The sequence below is a fragment of the Sphingosinicella microcystinivorans genome, assembly GCF_003634215.1.
Lineage (GTDB): Bacteria > Pseudomonadota > Alphaproteobacteria > Sphingomonadales > Sphingomonadaceae > Sphingosinicella > Sphingosinicella microcystinivorans.
Genome location: NZ_RBWX01000007.1, coordinates 207197 through 222718, shown reverse-complemented (window position 1 = coordinate 222718; position 15522 = coordinate 207197). Strand labels below are relative to the sequence as shown.

21 protein-coding genes are annotated in these 15522 nt (G+C 63.2%); all 21 read right to left on the bottom strand.

Annotation, left to right across the window (positions count from 1 at the left end; genetic code table 11):
- Positions 1–16: 16 nt before the first annotated feature.
- A complete protein-coding gene (gene rplE / locus DFR51_RS01340) occupies positions 17–601 on the bottom strand; it encodes a 50S ribosomal protein L5 (RefSeq protein WP_121047257.1) in 585 nt (194 codons plus the stop codon).
- On the bottom strand, positions 594–917 hold the full coding sequence (gene rplX, locus DFR51_RS01335) for a 50S ribosomal protein L24 (protein WP_121047256.1): 324 nt from the start codon (positions 915–917) through the stop codon (positions 594–596). Before rplX ends, rplE begins: the two co-directional genes overlap by 8 nt.
- The gene (gene rplN / locus DFR51_RS01330) at positions 918–1286 is read right to left on the bottom strand and encodes a 50S ribosomal protein L14 (RefSeq protein ID WP_121047255.1); all 369 of its coding nucleotides are present in this window, start codon (positions 1284–1286) and stop codon (positions 918–920) included.
- Between the two features lies 1 nt (position 1287).
- On the bottom strand, positions 1288–1524 hold the full coding sequence (rpsQ, locus tag DFR51_RS01325; RefSeq protein ID WP_121047254.1) for a 30S ribosomal protein S17: 237 nt from the start codon (positions 1522–1524) through the stop codon (positions 1288–1290).
- A gap of 11 nt (positions 1525–1535) precedes the next feature.
- Positions 1536–1745 (bottom strand): 50S ribosomal protein L29, encoded by a 210-nt coding sequence (gene rpmC, locus DFR51_RS01320; protein WP_121047253.1) that lies wholly within the window; start codon positions 1743–1745, stop codon positions 1536–1538.
- A gap of 15 nt (positions 1746–1760) precedes the next feature.
- Positions 1761–2180 carry a 50S ribosomal protein L16 gene (gene rplP, locus DFR51_RS01315; protein WP_121047252.1) on the bottom strand — a complete coding sequence of 140 codons (420 nt, stop codon included), beginning with the start codon at positions 2178–2180 and terminating at the stop codon, positions 1761–1763.
- Positions 2181–2243: 63 nt separating this feature from the next.
- Positions 2244–2939, bottom strand: coding sequence for a 30S ribosomal protein S3 (rpsC, locus tag DFR51_RS01310; RefSeq protein ID WP_121047251.1), 696 nt, complete (start codon positions 2937–2939; stop codon positions 2244–2246).
- A gap of 1 nt (position 2940) precedes the next feature.
- Positions 2941–3327, bottom strand: a complete 387-nt coding sequence (gene rplV, locus DFR51_RS01305; protein ID WP_121047250.1) for a 50S ribosomal protein L22 — start codon at positions 3325–3327, stop codon at positions 2941–2943.
- A 3-nt stretch (positions 3328–3330) separates the two neighbouring features.
- Positions 3331–3606, bottom strand: coding sequence for a 30S ribosomal protein S19 (gene rpsS / locus DFR51_RS01300; protein ID WP_121047249.1), 276 nt, complete (start codon positions 3604–3606; stop codon positions 3331–3333).
- Between the two features lie 3 nt (positions 3607–3609).
- Entirely contained in the window at positions 3610–4449 is an 840-nt protein-coding gene (gene rplB, locus DFR51_RS01295; RefSeq protein ID WP_121047248.1) for a 50S ribosomal protein L2, read from the bottom strand.
- Between the two features lie 3 nt (positions 4450–4452).
- Positions 4453–4770, bottom strand: a complete 318-nt coding sequence (locus tag DFR51_RS01290) for a 50S ribosomal protein L23 (protein WP_121047247.1) — start codon at positions 4768–4770, stop codon at positions 4453–4455.
- A complete protein-coding gene (gene rplD / locus DFR51_RS01285) occupies positions 4763–5383 on the bottom strand; it encodes a 50S ribosomal protein L4 (RefSeq protein ID WP_121047246.1) in 621 nt (206 codons plus the stop codon). The genes DFR51_RS01290 and rplD overlap by 8 nt, the downstream gene beginning before the upstream one ends.
- 2 nt (positions 5384–5385) lie before the next feature.
- Positions 5386–6135: a 50S ribosomal protein L3 gene (gene rplC / locus DFR51_RS01280; protein ID WP_121047245.1), complete on the bottom strand. Its 750-nt coding sequence runs from the start codon at positions 6133–6135 to the stop codon at positions 5386–5388.
- A gap of 62 nt (positions 6136–6197) precedes the next feature.
- The gene (gene rpsJ, locus DFR51_RS01275; RefSeq protein WP_121047244.1) at positions 6198–6512 is read right to left on the bottom strand and encodes a 30S ribosomal protein S10; all 315 of its coding nucleotides are present in this window, start codon (positions 6510–6512) and stop codon (positions 6198–6200) included.
- Positions 6513–6625: 113 nt separating this feature from the next.
- On the bottom strand, positions 6626–7816 hold the full coding sequence (tuf, locus tag DFR51_RS01270) for an elongation factor Tu (RefSeq protein WP_121047243.1): 1191 nt from the start codon (positions 7814–7816) through the stop codon (positions 6626–6628).
- Positions 7817–7882: 66 nt separating this feature from the next.
- A complete protein-coding gene (gene fusA / locus DFR51_RS01265) occupies positions 7883–9958 on the bottom strand; it encodes an elongation factor G (protein WP_121047242.1) in 2076 nt (691 codons plus the stop codon).
- A 19-nt stretch (positions 9959–9977) separates the two neighbouring features.
- Positions 9978–10448 carry a 30S ribosomal protein S7 gene (gene rpsG, locus DFR51_RS01260; RefSeq protein WP_121047241.1) on the bottom strand — a complete coding sequence of 157 codons (471 nt, stop codon included), beginning with the start codon at positions 10446–10448 and terminating at the stop codon, positions 9978–9980.
- Between the two features lie 12 nt (positions 10449–10460).
- A complete protein-coding gene (rpsL, locus tag DFR51_RS01255) occupies positions 10461–10832 on the bottom strand; it encodes a 30S ribosomal protein S12 (protein ID WP_121047240.1) in 372 nt (123 codons plus the stop codon).
- A gap of 296 nt (positions 10833–11128) precedes the next feature.
- Complete coding sequence (locus tag DFR51_RS01250; RefSeq protein ID WP_121047239.1) at positions 11129–12391, bottom strand: Xaa-Pro dipeptidase; 1263 nt, start codon at positions 12389–12391, stop codon at positions 11129–11131.
- Between the two features lie 26 nt (positions 12392–12417).
- Entirely contained in the window at positions 12418–15090 is a 2673-nt protein-coding gene (secA, locus tag DFR51_RS01245) for a preprotein translocase subunit SecA (RefSeq protein WP_121047238.1), read from the bottom strand.
- Between the two features lie 81 nt (positions 15091–15171).
- Positions 15172–15483 carry an energy transducer TonB gene (locus tag DFR51_RS01240; protein ID WP_160119108.1) on the bottom strand — a complete coding sequence of 104 codons (312 nt, stop codon included), beginning with the start codon at positions 15481–15483 and terminating at the stop codon, positions 15172–15174.
- Positions 15484–15522 lie beyond the last annotated feature (39 nt).

Below are 15522 nucleotides of genomic sequence, written 5' to 3'. Positions count from 1 at the left end.
CCTCTAGCGGCCGCGCTTACGCGGCCTTCTGGGTTTCGTCGCGGTCGGTGAAGGGCATGTTGAGCGCACGCAGCAGCTCGCGGCCTTCCTCGTCCGTCTTCGCGGTGGTGGTGATGATCACATCCATGCCCCGGACCTTTTCGACCTGGTCATAGTTGATCTCGGGGAACACGATCTGCTCCTTGATGCCCATCGCGTAGTTACCGCGGCCGTCGAACGACTTCGGGTTCACGCCCCGGAAGTCGCGCACGCGCGGCAGCGCGATGTTGATGAGGCGATCCAGGAATTCCCACATGCGGTCGGACCGCAGCGTGACCTTGACGCCGATCGGCATGCCTTCGCGCAGCTTGAACTGTGCGATCGAGACGCGTGCCTTGGTGACCACCGGACGCTGGCCTGCGATCTGCATCATCTCGGCGAGTGCCGCATCGATGCGCTTCTTGTCCTGCGTCGCGTCGCCCACGCCCATGTTGAGCACGATCTTCTCGATGCCCGGGACTTCCATGGCGTTCTTGTAGCCGAAGCGCTCGGTGAGCGCGGCGCGCACCTGCTCTTCATACACCTTCTGAAGGCGCGGCTTCACGCGTTCTGCCTTAGCCATTGATCACCTCACCCGACCGCTTGGCGACACGCACCTTGCTGCCGTCTTTCTCGATACGGAAACCGACGCGGGTCGGCTTGCCGGTCTTCGGATCCTCGAGCGCCACCTTGGACGCGTGGATCGGCGCCTCGCGACGCTCCAGCCCGCCCTGCGGATTGGCCTGGCTCGGCTTCACGTGGCGAACCACGATGTTGATGCCCGACACGACGACCTTGCCGTCCTTCGGGAGGGACTTCACGACATCGCCGTGCTTGCCCTTGTCCTTGCCGGACAGGACGACGACGCGGTCACCCTTCTTGATCTTCGCTGCGGACATTTAGAGGACCTCCGGCGCAAGGCTGATGATCTTCATGTGCTTCTTGGCACGCAGTTCGCGCACCACCGGCCCGAAGATGCGGGTGCCGATCGGCTCCTCGCTCTTGTTGATGAGCACGGCCGCGTTCGAATCGAAGCGGATCACGGTGCCATCGGCGCGGCGGATGTCCTTCGCGGTGCGAACGATGACCGCGCGGTGCACGTCACCCTTCTTCACGCGGCCGCGCGGCGCGGCTTCCTTCACCGAGACGACGATCACGTCGCCAACGGTGGCGAAGCGGCGCTTCGAACCGCCGAGCACCTTGATGCACTGCACCCTTTTCGCGCCGCTGTTGTCCGCGACGTCGAGGTTCGTCTGCATCTGGATCATGTCAGCTCACCTTTTCCGTGACGCGCCACGTCTTCAGCTTGGAGATCGGCGCACATTCTTCGATCCGCACGGTGTCGCCGGCCTTGAAGGCATTGGCTTCATCATGCGCGTGATACTTCTTCGAGCGGCGGATGATCTTGCCGTACAGCGGGTGCTGAACCCGGCGTTCGACCTTCACAACCACCGTCTTGTCGGTCTTGTCGGAGACTACCTGCCCGACGAGGACGCGTTTCGGCATCGTTATTCCCTTCAGGCTTCGGCAGCGGCGCTGGCGCGACCGCGTTCGTTCTGCAGCGTCCGAATACGCGCGATGGTGCGACGCACCTCGCGCACGCGGCTCGCCTTTTCCAGCTGGCCGGTCGCCGCCTGGAAGCGCAGGTTGAACTGCTCCTTCTTCAGCTGTGCGAGATCAGCGGAGAGCTGGTCGTCAGTCTTGGTCTTGAGGTCTGCGTGCTTCATGGCTGCATCCCTTCCTTAGTGCTGGTCGCCAAGACGAGCGATCAGCTTCGTCTTGATCGGGAGCTTAGCGGCAGCGCGTTCGAAGGCGCCGGCGGCGACCTCGTAGCTGACGCCATCGAGCTCGAACATCACGCGGCCCGGCTTCACGCGGGCGACCCAGTATTCCGGCGCACCCTTGCCCGAGCCCATGCGGACTTCGGCAGGCTTGCGGGAAACCGGAACGTCCGGGAAAATGCGGATCCAGAGACGGCCCTGGCGCTTGATGTGGCGCGTGATGGCACGACGCGCAGATTCGATCTGGCGCGCAGTGACGCGCTCCGGCTCGAGCGCCTTCAGGCCATAGGCGCCGAAGTTGAGTTCGGTGCCGCCTTTGGCGTTGCCGTGAATGCGACCCTTGTGGGCCTTGCGGAACTTGGTGCGTTTTGGTTGCAGCATCTCTTATCGCCTTCTGACAGGAATCGGTCCTCGATCAGGCGACGCAGTTATGGTCTTTCGACCTTAACGCGCCGGCCGGACTCCCGACGTCTGTGCATCCATCATGATCCGGTCCTGCGCGAGCGGGTCGTGGTCGAGGATCTCACCCTTGAAGATCCAGACCTTGACGCCGCAGACGCCGTAAGCGGTGTGTGCCTGGCCTTCCGCGTAGTCCACGTTCGCGCGCAGCGTGTGCAGCGGAACGCGGCCTTCACGGTACCATTCGGTCCGCGCAATCTCGGCGCCGCCAAGACGGCCCGAGCAGGTGATCCTGATACCCTCGGCGCCAAGACGCAGCGCCGACTGCACGGCGCGCTTCATGGCGCGGCGGAACGCAACACGGCGCACGAGCTGATCGGCGACCGACTGTGCGACGAGCTTCGCGTCAACCTCAGGCTTGCGGATCTCGACGATGTTCAGCGACACCTCGCTCGACGTCATCGCGGCGAGCTGGCGGCGGAGCTTGTCGATGTCCGCACCCTTCTTGCCGATGATCACGCCCGGACGCGCAGCATACACCGACACGCGGCACAGCTTTGCGGGACGCTCGATCACCACCTTCGAAATGGCGGCCTGCGGCAGCGTCTTCATCACGAAGTTGCGGATCTTGAGATCCTCGAGCAGCAGACGACCGTAGTCGTCGCCGTCCGCGAACCAACGCGAATCCCAGGTGCGGTTGATCTGCAACCGGAGGCCGATGGGGGAAGTCTTGTGACCCATATTACGCTCCTGCCTCTTCGTCCGCTTCACGCACCACGATGCGAATGCGGCTGATCGGCTTCATGATCTTCGCCGAACGACCACGCGCACGCGGCGTCCAGCGCTTCATCGTGATCGACTTGCCGACGCTGGCTTCCTTCACCACGAGCGCATCGACGTCGAGGTTGTGGTTGTTTTCCGCATTCGCGATCGCCGAGGCGAGAACCTTGCGAACGTCAACGGCCATCGCCTTCGTGGAGAAGGTGAGGATGTTGAGCGCTTCGCCGGCCTTCTTGCCGCGAATAAGACCGGCAACGAGGTTCAGCTTGTATGCCGAACCGCGCACGGTCGTCGCCACTGCAAGCGCTTCACGCTCGCCGACACGACGGGGGTTTGCAGCCTTGCTCATCGCTTACCTCTTCGACTTCTTGTCGGCGGTGTGGCCGAAGTAGGTGCGCGTCGGCGCGAACTCGCCGAGCTTCATGCCCACCATGTCTTCATTGACCGTCACCGGCACGAACTTCTTGCCGTTGTAGACGTTGAAGGTGAGCCCGACGAACTGCGGCAGAATCGTCGAACGGCGCGACCAGGTCTTGATCGGCGCACGCGCACCGGAATCCTGGGCGGTCTCGGCCTTCTTCAGAAGGTGCAGGTCGACAAACGGACCCTTCCAGACGGAACGCGCCATGGCTTACCTCTTCTTCTTCGCGTGACGCGAACGGATGATCATCGCGCTCGACGCCTTTTTCTTGTTCCGGGTCTTGGCACCCTTCGTCGGCTTGCCCCACGGGGTCACCGGATGACGGCCACCCGAAGTCCGGCCTTCACCACCGCCGTGCGGGTGGTCGACCGGGTTCTTGGCGACACCGCGCGTCAGCGGACGCTTGCCGAGCCAGCGGTTGCGGCCAGCCTTGGCAAGATTCTGGTTCGAGTTGTCCGGGTTCGACACCGCGCCGACCGTCGCCATGCAATCAGCCGGAACGTAGCGCTGCTCGCCCGAACCGAGACGGACGATCGCCATGCCGCGGTCACGACCGACGACCTGCACGTAGGTGCCTGCCGAACGCGCGATCTGGCCACCCTTGCGGGGCTTCATCTCGACGTTGTGGACAATCGTGCCAACCGGCATCTGACCGATTTCCATCGCGTTGCCCGGCTTCACGTCGGTCTTCTTGCCCGCGACGACGGTATCGCCAACGGCAAGACGCTGCGGTGCGAGGATGTAGTTCAGCTCGCCGTCCTCGTATTTCACGAGGGCGATGAACGCCGTGCGGTTCGGGTCATACTCGATCCGCTCGACAACGGCCGACATGTCCCACTTGCGACGCTTGAAATCGACAATGCGATAACGGCGCTTGTGACCGCCGCCAATACCGCGCGCAGTGGCGTGGCCCTGGTTGTTGCGACCGCCGGACTTGTGGAGACCCTCGGTCAGCGCCTTGACGGGCTTGCCCTTGAAGAGCTGCGACTTGTCGACGAGGACGAGGCCGCGGCGCGCTGCGCTGGTGGGGTTATAGGATTTGAGCGCCATGGCTTAGATTCCCGTGGTCACGTCGATCGACTCGCCTTCGGCGAGCGTCACGACGGCTTTCTTCGCGTCGGAGCGGATGTAGCGCTGACCCTTCCAGCGCTTGGTCTTGCCCTTGGCGATGAGCGTGTTCACACCCTTCACCTTGACATCGAACAGCGCTTCGACCGCCGCCTTGATGGCGGGCTTGGTCGCGGTCTTCGCGACGTGGAACACAAACTGGTTGTGTTCCGACACCTGCGTCGACTTCTCGGTGATGACCGGCGACAGGATCACGTCGTAGTGCTCCAGCGCGATCTCGGCCTTCTTCGCAGCCTTAGCCATTGAAGCGCGCCTCCAGCTTTTCGACCGCCGACGTCGTGAGGACGAGGGTGTCGTGATTGAGGATGTCGTACACGTTCGCGCCAATGACCGGCAGCACGTCGACCTTGTAGAGGTTCGCGCAGGCCAGACGGAAGTTCGCGGGCGTGTCGCCGTCGATAAAGAGGCCGCTGGTGATGCCGAGCTTGCCGAGCTGATCGCGCAGCACCTTCGTCTTGGCATCCTTCAGCTCGAGGTCCTTGAGGACGATGAGCTTGCCTTCCTTGGCCTTCGCCGACAGCGCGGTCTTGAGGCCGAGGACGCGGATCTTCTTGTTCAGGCTCTGCTCGAACGAGCGGGCGCGCGGACCGTGGGCCTTGCCACCGCCGATGAAGATCGGTGCGCGGCGGTTGCCGTGACGTGCCGTGCCGCCACCCTTCTGGCGACCGAACTTCTTGCCGGTGCGCGCAACATCGGAACGCTCGCGTGCGGCGCGGGCGTAACCGCGGCGGTTGGCGAGCTGCCAGTTGACGACACGGTGCAGGATGTCGGTACGAAGTTCGAGACCGAAGATCTCGTCGTTCAGTTCGACATCGCCAGCCGCTTTCGCGTCGAGGGTCTGTACCTTGATTTTCATGTTCAGCCCTCCTGGCCGTCGGTGGCGGTTTCGACCGTCTCGGCCGGAGCCTCGGCGGGGGCCGCTTCATTGTTGTTCGCGCTGCGAATGCCGGCCGGATACGGAGCCTCGCCCGGACGCGCCACCTTCACGGCATCGCGAACTTCGAGCCAGCCGCCCTTGTGGCCGGGGACCGAACCCTTGACGAAGATCAGGCCGCGAGCGACGTCGGTGCCGACGATCTCGAGATTCTGCTGCGTGCGGTTGCGGGCGCCCATGTGGCCGGCCATCTTCTTGTTCTTGAAGACCTTGCCCGGATCCTGGCGGTTACCCGTCGAACCATGCGAACGGTGCGAAACGGAGACGCCGTGCGTCGCGCGCAGACCGCCGAAACCCCAACGCTTGATGGCGCCGGCAAAGCCTTTGCCCTGCGTTGAGCCGGTGATGTCGACATACTGGCCCGCGACGAAATGGTCGGCCGACAGCTCGGCTCCCACATCGACGAGCGCATCTTCCGTAACACGGAATTCGACAACCTGCGCCTTCGGCTCGACTTCGGCCTTGCCGAAGTGGCCGCGCTGCGGCTTGGCGACGTTCTTAACCTTCGCGGTGCCGGCACCGAGCTGGAGCGCGACATAGCCATCGCGGTCCTCGGTACGCTGTGCGACGACCTGGCAGCCTTCAAGGCTGAGAACCGTCACAGGAACATGCCGGCCGTCGTCCTTGAACAGCCGGGTCATTCCCACCTTCTTTGCGATCACGCCAGTGCGCATGATCTTGTTCCTTCCTCTTCAGAGGCCCCCTCCGCGGAGGGGGCTTGAGTTAAAACGTCAGGCTAGGCCTGCAACTTGATCTCGACATCCACACCCGCGGCGAGGTCGAGCTTCATCAGCGCGTCCACCGTTTGGGGCGTCGGCTGAACAATGTCCAGCAGGCGCTTGTAGGTGCGAACCTCGAACTGCTCGCGCGACTTCTTGTCGACGTGCGGCGAGCGGTTCACCGTGAACTTCTCGATGCGCGTCGGCATCGGGATGGGTCCGCGCACCATCGCGCCCGTCCGCTTCGCCGTATCGGCGATTTCGCCCGTCGCCTGATCGAGCACGCGGTGATCGAAGGCCTTGAGGCGGATGCGAATATTCTGCGTTTCCATGCGGGTACCCGTTCAAACCTTTATTTGGCCGACCAATTTCGGCCCTGACAATCAACCGGCAAAAGCAAACCGGTCCGGCACGTTTTCGTGCCGGACCGGCGATATGCTTTCGCTTACTTCGTGATTTCCGCCACGACGCCCGAACCCACGGTACGACCGCCTTCGCGAATGGCGAAGCGGAGACCCTGGTCCATGGCGATCGGCGCAATCAGCTTCACACCGAGTTCGATGTTGTCGCCCGGCATCACCATCTCGGTGCCCTCGGGAAGAACAACTTCACCCGTCACGTCGGTCGTGCGGAAGTAGAACTGCGGACGATAGTTCGCGAAGAACGGCGTGTGACGGCCGCCCTCGTCCTTCGACAGGACGTACACGCTGGCCTTGAACTCCGTGTGCGGCGTGATCGTGCCCGGCTTGCAGAGAACCTGGCCGCGCTCCACGTCTTCACGCTTCGTGCCGCGGAGCAGCGCACCGATGTTGTCGCCGGCCTGACCCTGATCGAGCAGCTTGCGGAACATTTCGACACCCGTGACGGTCGTCTTCGTCGTCGGACGAATGCCGACGATCTCGACTTCCTCGCCAACCTTGACGACACCCGTTTCGACACGACCCGTCACGACGGTGCCGCGGCCCGAGATCGAGAACACGTCTTCGATCGGCATCAGGAACGCCTTGTCGAGCGGACGCGCCGGCTGCGGGATGAAATCGTCAACGGCCTTCATCAGCTCGAGGATCGAGTTCTTGCCGATGGCGTCGTCGCGGCCTTCGAGAGCGGCCAGAGCCGAACCCTTGACGATCGGAATGTCGTCGCCCGGGAAATCGTACTTCGAGAGAAGCTCGCGAACCTCAAGCTCGACGAGTTCGAGAAGCTCGGGATCGTCGACCTGATCGACCTTGTTCATGTAGACGACGAGCGCCGGCACGCCGACCTGACGCGCAAGCAGAATGTGCTCACGGGTCTGCGGCATCGGGCCGTCAGCGGCGTTCACGACGAGGATCGCGCCGTCCATCTGCGCGGCGCCGGTGATCATGTTCTTCACATAGTCAGCGTGGCCCGGGCAATCGACGTGCGCATAGTGGCGGTTCTCGGTCTCGTACTCGACGTGCGCCGTCGAGATCGTGATGCCGCGCTCGCGCTCTTCCGGTGCCTTGTCGATGTTGGCGTAGTCCGTAAACGTGGCGCCGCCAGTTTCCGACAGAACCTTCGTGATCGCCGCCGTCAGCGTCGTCTTGCCATGGTCGACGTGACCGATGGTGCCGATGTTGCAGTGCGGCTTGGTGCGCTCAAACTTCGCTTTCGCCATGTCTCTAACCCTCTTGTCTTCTGCTGTCCCTGGCCTCGCGGCCAATTCCGATTGCCAACCAAATTATCAGGCGAGCTTCGCCTTGACTTCCTCGGCGACGTTCGCCGGGACTTCCTCGTAATGACTGAACTGCATCGTGTACTGCGCCCGGCCCTGCGAGAAAGAACGGAGCTGGTTGACGTACCCGAACATGTTCGCCAGCGGCACGATCGCCTCGACCACCTGTGCGTTGCCGCGGCTGTCGGTGCCCTGAATCTGGCCGCGCCGCGAATTCAGATCGCCGATGACATCGCCCATGAACTCTTCGGGCGTCACCACCTCGACCTTCATCACCGGCTCGAGCAGCTTGATGCCGGCCTTCTGGGCCGCTTCGCGCATCGCACCGCGACCGGTGATTTCGAACGCCATCGCAGACGAGTCGACGTCGTGGTAGGCGCCGTCCGTCAGCGTCGCGGTGAAGTCGATGATCGGGAAGCCGATCAGCGAACCCGAAGCCGCAACCTCGCGAATACCCTTCTCGACCGAAGGAATATATTCGCGCGGAACGTTGCCGCCCTTGACCTCGTCGACGAAAAGCACGCCCTGGCCGCGTTCGCCCGGCTCGACCGTCATCTTGACGCGACCGAACTGACCCGAACCACCCGACTGCTTCTTGTGCGTGTAGTCGATATCGACCTTGCGCGCGAGCGATTCTCGGTATGCCACCTGCGGCGCACCAACGTTCGCCTCGACCTTGAACTCACGCTTCATGCGATCGACAAGAATTTCGAGGTGAAGTTCACCCATGCCCTTGATGATGGTCTGACCGCTTTCGAGGTCCGACGACACGCGGAAGCTCGGGTCTTCCTGCGCGAGACGATTGAGCGCGATGCCCATCTTCTCCTGGTCGGCCTTGGTCTTCGGTTCCACCGCAACCTCGATGACCGGATCCGGGAACTCCATGCGCTCCAGGATGATCGGCGCATTCGGCGCGCAGAGCGTTTCGCCCGTGGTGACTTCCTTGAGACCGACGAGCGCGACGATGTCGCCCGCGTAGGCTTCCTTGATGTCTTCACGCTCGTTCGCATGCATCAGAAGCATGCGGCCGATTTTTTCCTTCTTGTCCTTCACCGAGTTGAGCACGGTGGAAGACCCCTCGAGCTTGCCCGAGTAAATGCGCGCGAAGGTCAGCGTACCGACGAACGGGTCGGTCATGATCTTGAACGCCAGCGCCGAGAACGGCTCGCTGTCGTCAGCCTTGCGGGTGTCCGGCGTCTCGCCGTCCAGCTTGACACCCTGCACCGCCGGCACGTCGAGCGGGCTCGGCAGATAGTCGACGACGGCGTCCAGCAGCGGCTGCACACCCTTGTTCTTGAACGCCGAACCGCACAGCACCGGCACGAACGCGAAGCTGAGCGTACCCTTGCGGATCAGCGCCTTCAGCGTAGCGGCATCGGGAACATTGCCTTCGAGATAGGCTTCCATGACGGCGTCGTCCTGCTCGACGGCCATCTCGATCAGTTCCTGGCGAGCAAGCTCGGCGGCTTCCTTCAGCTCGTCCGGGATATCCCGATATTCGAACTTCGCGCCCAGCGATTCCTCGAGCCAGATGATCGCGCGATTCTCGACGAGGTCGACGAGACCCTTGAACCCGCTCTCGATTCCGATCGGGAGATAAAGCACCAGCGGACGCGCACCGAGGCGGTCCTTGATCATCTGCACGCAACGTTCGAAGTTGGCGCCGGTGCGATCGAGCTTGTTGACGAAGCACATGCGCGGAACGCGGTACTTGTCGGCCTGACGCCACACCGTTTCAGACTGCGGCTCCACGCCGGCAACGCCGTCGAAGCACGCAACCGCCCCGTCGAGCACGCGAAGGCTGCGCTCGACTTCGATGGTGAAATCGACGTGGCCGGGCGTATCGATGATGTTGATGCGGTGATCGTTCCAGAAACAGGTCGTCGCGGCAGACGTGATCGTGATGCCGCGCTCTTGCTCCTGCTCCATCCAGTCCATCGTCGCCGTGCCTTCGTGCACTTCGCCGATCTTGTAGGACTTGCCGGTGTAATAGAGGATTCGCTCGGTCGTCGTCGTCTTACCGGCATCAATGTGGGCCATGATGCCGATGTTGCGATATTTATCGAGCGGATGGCTGCGGGCCATTGCGATCAGTCCTTAATCTTTACCAGCGGTAGTGCGCGAAGGCGCGGTTCGCCTCGGCCATACGGTGCGTGTCTTCGCGCTTCTTCACGGCGGTACCGCGGTTCTGCGAGGCGTCCATCAGTTCGCCCGAAAGGCGCGCCGACATTGTGTTCTCGCTGCGATTGCGCGCGGCCGAGATCAGCCAGCGAATCGCGAGCGCCTGCGAACGGTCCGGGCGCACTTCGACGGGCACCTGGTAGGTCGCACCACCAACGCGGCGGCTGCGGACTTCGATGCCCGGCTTCACGTTGTTGAGCGCGTCGTGGAAGACCCCGACCGGATCCTTCTTCATCTTCGCTTCGATGTTGTCGAGGGCGCTGTAGACGATCGTTTCGGCGATCGACTTCTTACCCTGATACATCACGAGGTTCATGAACTTCGTGAGCGTGATGTCCCCGAAGCGGGGATCGGGGAGAATTTCGCGCTTCTCCGGACGGCGACGACGAGCCATTTCTCTAGTTCCTTACTTAGGCCGCTTGGCGCCGTACTTCGAACGGCTCTGCTTGCGATCCTTGACGCCCTGGGTGTCAAGAACGCCGCGCAGCACGTGATAACGCACGCCCGGCAAATCCTTCACGCGGCCGCCGCGAATGAGCACCACCGAGTGCTCCTGAAGGTTGTGACCTTCACCCGGGATGTAGCCAATCACCTCGAAACCGTTGGTCAGGCGAATCTTGGCCACCTTGCGGAGCGCCGAGTTCGGCTTCTTCGGGGTCGTCGTGTAGACGCGCGTGCATACGCCGCGCTTCTGCGGATTCGCTTCGAGCGCCGGCACCTTGTTGCGCGCCTTCTGCGGATTCCGACCCTTGCGGACCAGCTGGTTGATCGTCGGCATTAACGCTTCAGCCTCTTGTTTCCAAATCCATGCAAGCCTTCAGGGCCAGCCGCGCGCAAAGCGTCCGCGAGCGATTCGCGGACAAATGCAAACGGTCCCGGCGGGCACCTTAACGGCCCCACCCGGACCCTTATTTCGCGGCCTTGCGGCCTATCAGCTCTAAAAACCCGTTCCAGGACAGCGTCTAGGACGAACGCCTACCACCAGCCCGCGAGTACGGGCGCGGCTTATATGCGCGCCTCCCCCCAAGGTCAACGGCTTTTGTGACGGTTCTCCGCGGGTCTTCGGCGATGCGTTCAGCGCGCATCTTTCACGATGTCGCCGCCCTTCATAACGAAAGGAACATTCGCGAGCAGCGTCACGTCCGCAGTCGGGTCCCCGGCGACCGCGATAAGGTCTCCATAACGGCCCGGCGCAATCGTGCCGACATCCGATTCGCGGCCCAGCGCCTCGGCGGCATTCCGCGTCGCCGCGCGGATCGCGTCGATCGGCGTCATGCCGTACTCCACCATCACGCGGAACTGCTTGCCGACCTCCGCATGGGGCATCACGCCCGCGTCGGATGCGAACACCATCTTCACGCCCGCCTTGTGTGCGGCACGGAAGCCGTCCCGCTGGACCTGGGCAACCTCGCGGTCTTTACGCAGATTGTCCTCCAGCACGCCGTTCTTGCGCCCCTCAGACTGCGTATACTCGGTGTTGTAGATATCCATCGCAAGCACCGTGCCGCGCTCCTTGGCGAGGCGTATGCCTTCGGCGTCGATGAGGCTGGCGTGCTCGATCGTGTCGATGCCTGCGCGAATCGCCGCCTTGATGCCGGACGTGCCGTGCGCGTGCGCGGCAACCTTCAGCCCCCACATGTGCGCCTCGTCCGCGATGGCGCGCAGTTCGGCTTCGGAGAGCTGCTGCTGGCCGGGCTCGGTGTTGCGCGAGAAGACGCCGCCCGTGGCGCACACCTTGATGACCTCCGCGCCATACTTCCTCTGCTCGCGCACGCGCAGGCGGAGTTCGTCGGGCGAATCGCCCACGGCTTCGCCCTTGCGGTGGAACGAGGGCGGATAAAAGGTCTCGTCGCAGTGGCCGCCCGTGGCACCGAGCGCATAAGCAGCGGGAACGATTCGCGGCCCGGTCGCGAAGCCCTCCTCGATCGCCTGCTTGATGCCGACGTCCGAATAGCCCGCCGAGCCCACGTTGCGGACGGTGGTGAAGCCCGCCTCCAGCATGGCGCGTGCATTGGCCGCGCCCACGACGGTCCAGAAGCTGTCGGTGAAGACGAGGCTGTTGTAGCCGCCGTAGATGGGTGCGCTGTCCAGATGGACGTGCATGTCGATAAGGCCGGGCACGAGCGTCATGCCGGGCAGGTCGACGCGTTTCGCGTCCGCCGGGATGCCCGCGCCGCCGGAGACGGAGACGATGCGTCCGTCGGTGATCACCACCACCGGGTTCGCCACCATCCTCCCCGCAGCCACGTCGACCATGCGGTCCGCGGTGACGACGACGGTTTCCGCCTGCGCCGCGCCTGAAAGCAGCGCGGCGGCGGCAAGTGCCAGTTTCAGCATTTCACCCCCCCATGAGAAGCGAAGGCTCAGTCCTTCGCGCCGTGGCAGTGCTTATACTTCTTGCCCGAGCCACAGGGACAGGGTTGATTGCGGCCCACCGCGCCTGCGGTTTCCGCGAGTTGATCGGGATCGGCGGCAAGCGAGTCGTTCTCGCCCGTGAACGGGTCGATATGCGTCGTCAGGAACTCCGGCGGCGTGCGCGGCAGCGGCGGCGGGGCCATTTCGAACTGCGCGTGGCTGAGCATCCGCGTCACTTCCTCGCGGATGTTGACCAGCATCCGCTCGAACAGTGCGAAGGCTTCCTGCTTGTATTCGTTGATCGGCTGCTTCTGCGCATAGGCACGCAGGTGGATGACCGCACGCAGCGCATCGAGCGTCGCGAGATGTTCCTTCCAGTGATGGTCGATCGCCTGAAGGAGGAAGCTCTTCTCGATCTGCGTCCACGTTTCGGCGGGGATATTCGCCGTTTTCGCTTCAAGCGCGTCCTTCGCGGCCGCCTCGATGCGCTCGATGAAGATTTCCTGATCGACCGCCTGCTCGCCGATCCACTCCTCGATCGGCAAGTCGAGCGCGAACAGGCGCGCAAGGTCGGCCCTCAGCGCTTCCACGTTCCACTGCTCGGGGTAGCTTCCGGCCGGGCAGTGCAGCGCCACCAGGTCGTTGGCGGTCTCCGAGCGCATGTCCGCCACAACATCGCCGAGCGTGTCCGAATCCATCACGTCGGCGCGCTGTTCGTAAACGACCTTGCGCTGGTCGTTCATCACGTCGTCGTACTGCAGGAGCTGCTTGCGAACGTCGTAGTTGCGCGCCTCAACCTTTTTCTGCGCGGTTTCGATCGCCTTCGAGATCCACGGGTGGACGATCGCTTCGCCCTCCTCGAGACCCGACTGCATCATGCGATTGAGCATGGATTGCTGACCGAAGATGCGCAGCAGGTCATCGTCCAGGCTGAGGTAGAAGCGCGAGAAGCCCGGATCGCCCTGACGGCCCGAACGGCCCCTAAGCTGGTTATCGATGCGGCGGCTCTCGTGGCGCTCGGTGCCGAGCACGAACAGCCCGCCCGCCGCCTTCACCGCCTCGCGCTCTGCGGCGATCTCCTGACGGATACGCTCGACCTCTTGTTCCTTGTCGGGGCCTTCGGGCATCGTCTTCAGTTCGTCGTCGACGCGGAACTCGACGTTGCCGCCAAGCTGGATGTCCGTGCCGCGGCCCGCCATGTTGGTGGCGATGGTGACGGCGCCGAGCCGGCCCGCCTGCGCGACGATGTGCGCCTCCTGCTCGTGGAAGCGCGCGTTCAGCACATTGTGCTCCACGCCCTCCTTCGTCAGGTACTCGGAGAGCATTTCCGACTTTTCGATGGAAACCGTGCCGACGAGCACGGGCTGACCCTTCAGGCTCGCCTCGCGGATCGCCTTCACGATCGCACCGTATTTGTCCTGCGCGTTCTTGTAGAACTCGTCGTCCACGTCGATGCGCTTCACGGGCACGTTCGTCGGGATTTCGACCGTGTTCAGCTTGTAGATATCGTAGAATTCCGCCGCTTCGGTCGCTGCCGTGCCGGTCATGCCGCCGAGCTTGGGGTACATGCGGAAATAGTTCTGGAAGGTGATCGAGGCGAGCGTCTGGTTCTCGGGCTGGATCTCGACGCCCTCCTTGGCCTCCACCGCCTGGTGGAGTCCGTCCGACCAGCGGCGGCCATCCATCATGCGCCCCGTGAACTCGTCGATGATGACGACCTTGTCGCCCTTCACGATATAGTCGGTATCGCGGCGGAAGATGATGTTCGCCTTCAGCGCCTGATTGAGGTGGTGAACCACCTGCGTGTTCTCGAAATCATAGAGATTTTCGCCGACGAGCAGCCCTGCCGCCTCAAGCGCGCGCTCGGCGGCCTCGGTACCGTCCTCGGTCAGCGTGATCGATTTCTGCTTCTCGTCGACCTCGTAGGCTTCCTTGGGAAGCACCTTCACCACGGCATCGACCGCGACATACAGGTCGGTCTTGTCTTCGGTGGGGCCGGAAATGATGAGCGGCGTGCGCGCCTCGTCGACAAGGATCGAGTCGACCTCGTCGACGATCGCGAAATTGAAGGGCCGCTGCACCATCGACTCGCGCGAATATTTCATGTTGTCGCGCAGGTAATCGAAGCCGAACTCGTTGTTGGTGCCATAGGTGATGTCCGCGCCATAAGCCGCGCGGCGGGTCGCCTCGTCGATGTTCGGGACGATGACGCCCACTGAAAGCCCGAGGAAATTGTGGATCTTGCCCATCCAGCCGGAGTCGCGGCGGGCGAGATAGTCGTTCACCGTGACGACGTGGACGCCCTTGCCTTCGATGGCGTTCAGATAGGTGGCGAGCGTCGCCACCAGCGTCTTGCCCTCGCCGGTGCGCATCTCGGCGATCTCGCCCCTGTGCAGCACGATGCCGCCGATGAGCTGGACATCAAAGTGCCGCATCCCGAGCACACGTTTCGATGCCTCGCGTACCGTGGCGAAGGCTTCGGGCAGCAGCGCATCCAGCGTTTCGCCGCCCGCGACGCGCTGGCGGAATTCTTCCGTCTTCGCCTTCAGCTGCTCGTCGGTGAGCGCTTCGAACGAGGGTTCCAGATCGTTGATCTTGCGGACGATGGAGGACAGCGACCGGACGTAGCGATCGTTTGAGGAGCCGAAGATACGCTTCGCGAGCGCGTTCAGACCGAGCATGGGGTACCTTGTGCGCAAAGGGCGGGGCCGCACAGGCGGGCCCCAACATCGCCGCCGACATAGGAACGGTGCGCTTTATAGTCAATGAATCCGGGTCGCGGGAATCTGCGGCGAGGTCGCTTCCCGCACCTTGGGCACCTGCCAGCGATATGTCTCCGACCGCTCGTAGGCAACCGCCTTCCCGCCGTAACGCTTTACTTCATAGCGCTTCGTTCGACGCAGAATGGAGCACGTCCGGGCGTCCAGCTTTGGATACCCGCTGGAGCGAAGCACCCGGCATTCCGTCACCCGGCCATAAGTGTTGATCCGCAGGCCAACCTCCACGGCGCCGCCGGCCGCCAACGCCCGTTGAGGCAGAAAGACCACGCCAAACAGGATGAGATACCACTTCAAAAGCCGCTCCAGTCCGAAACGTCGACGATACGCCGCGGC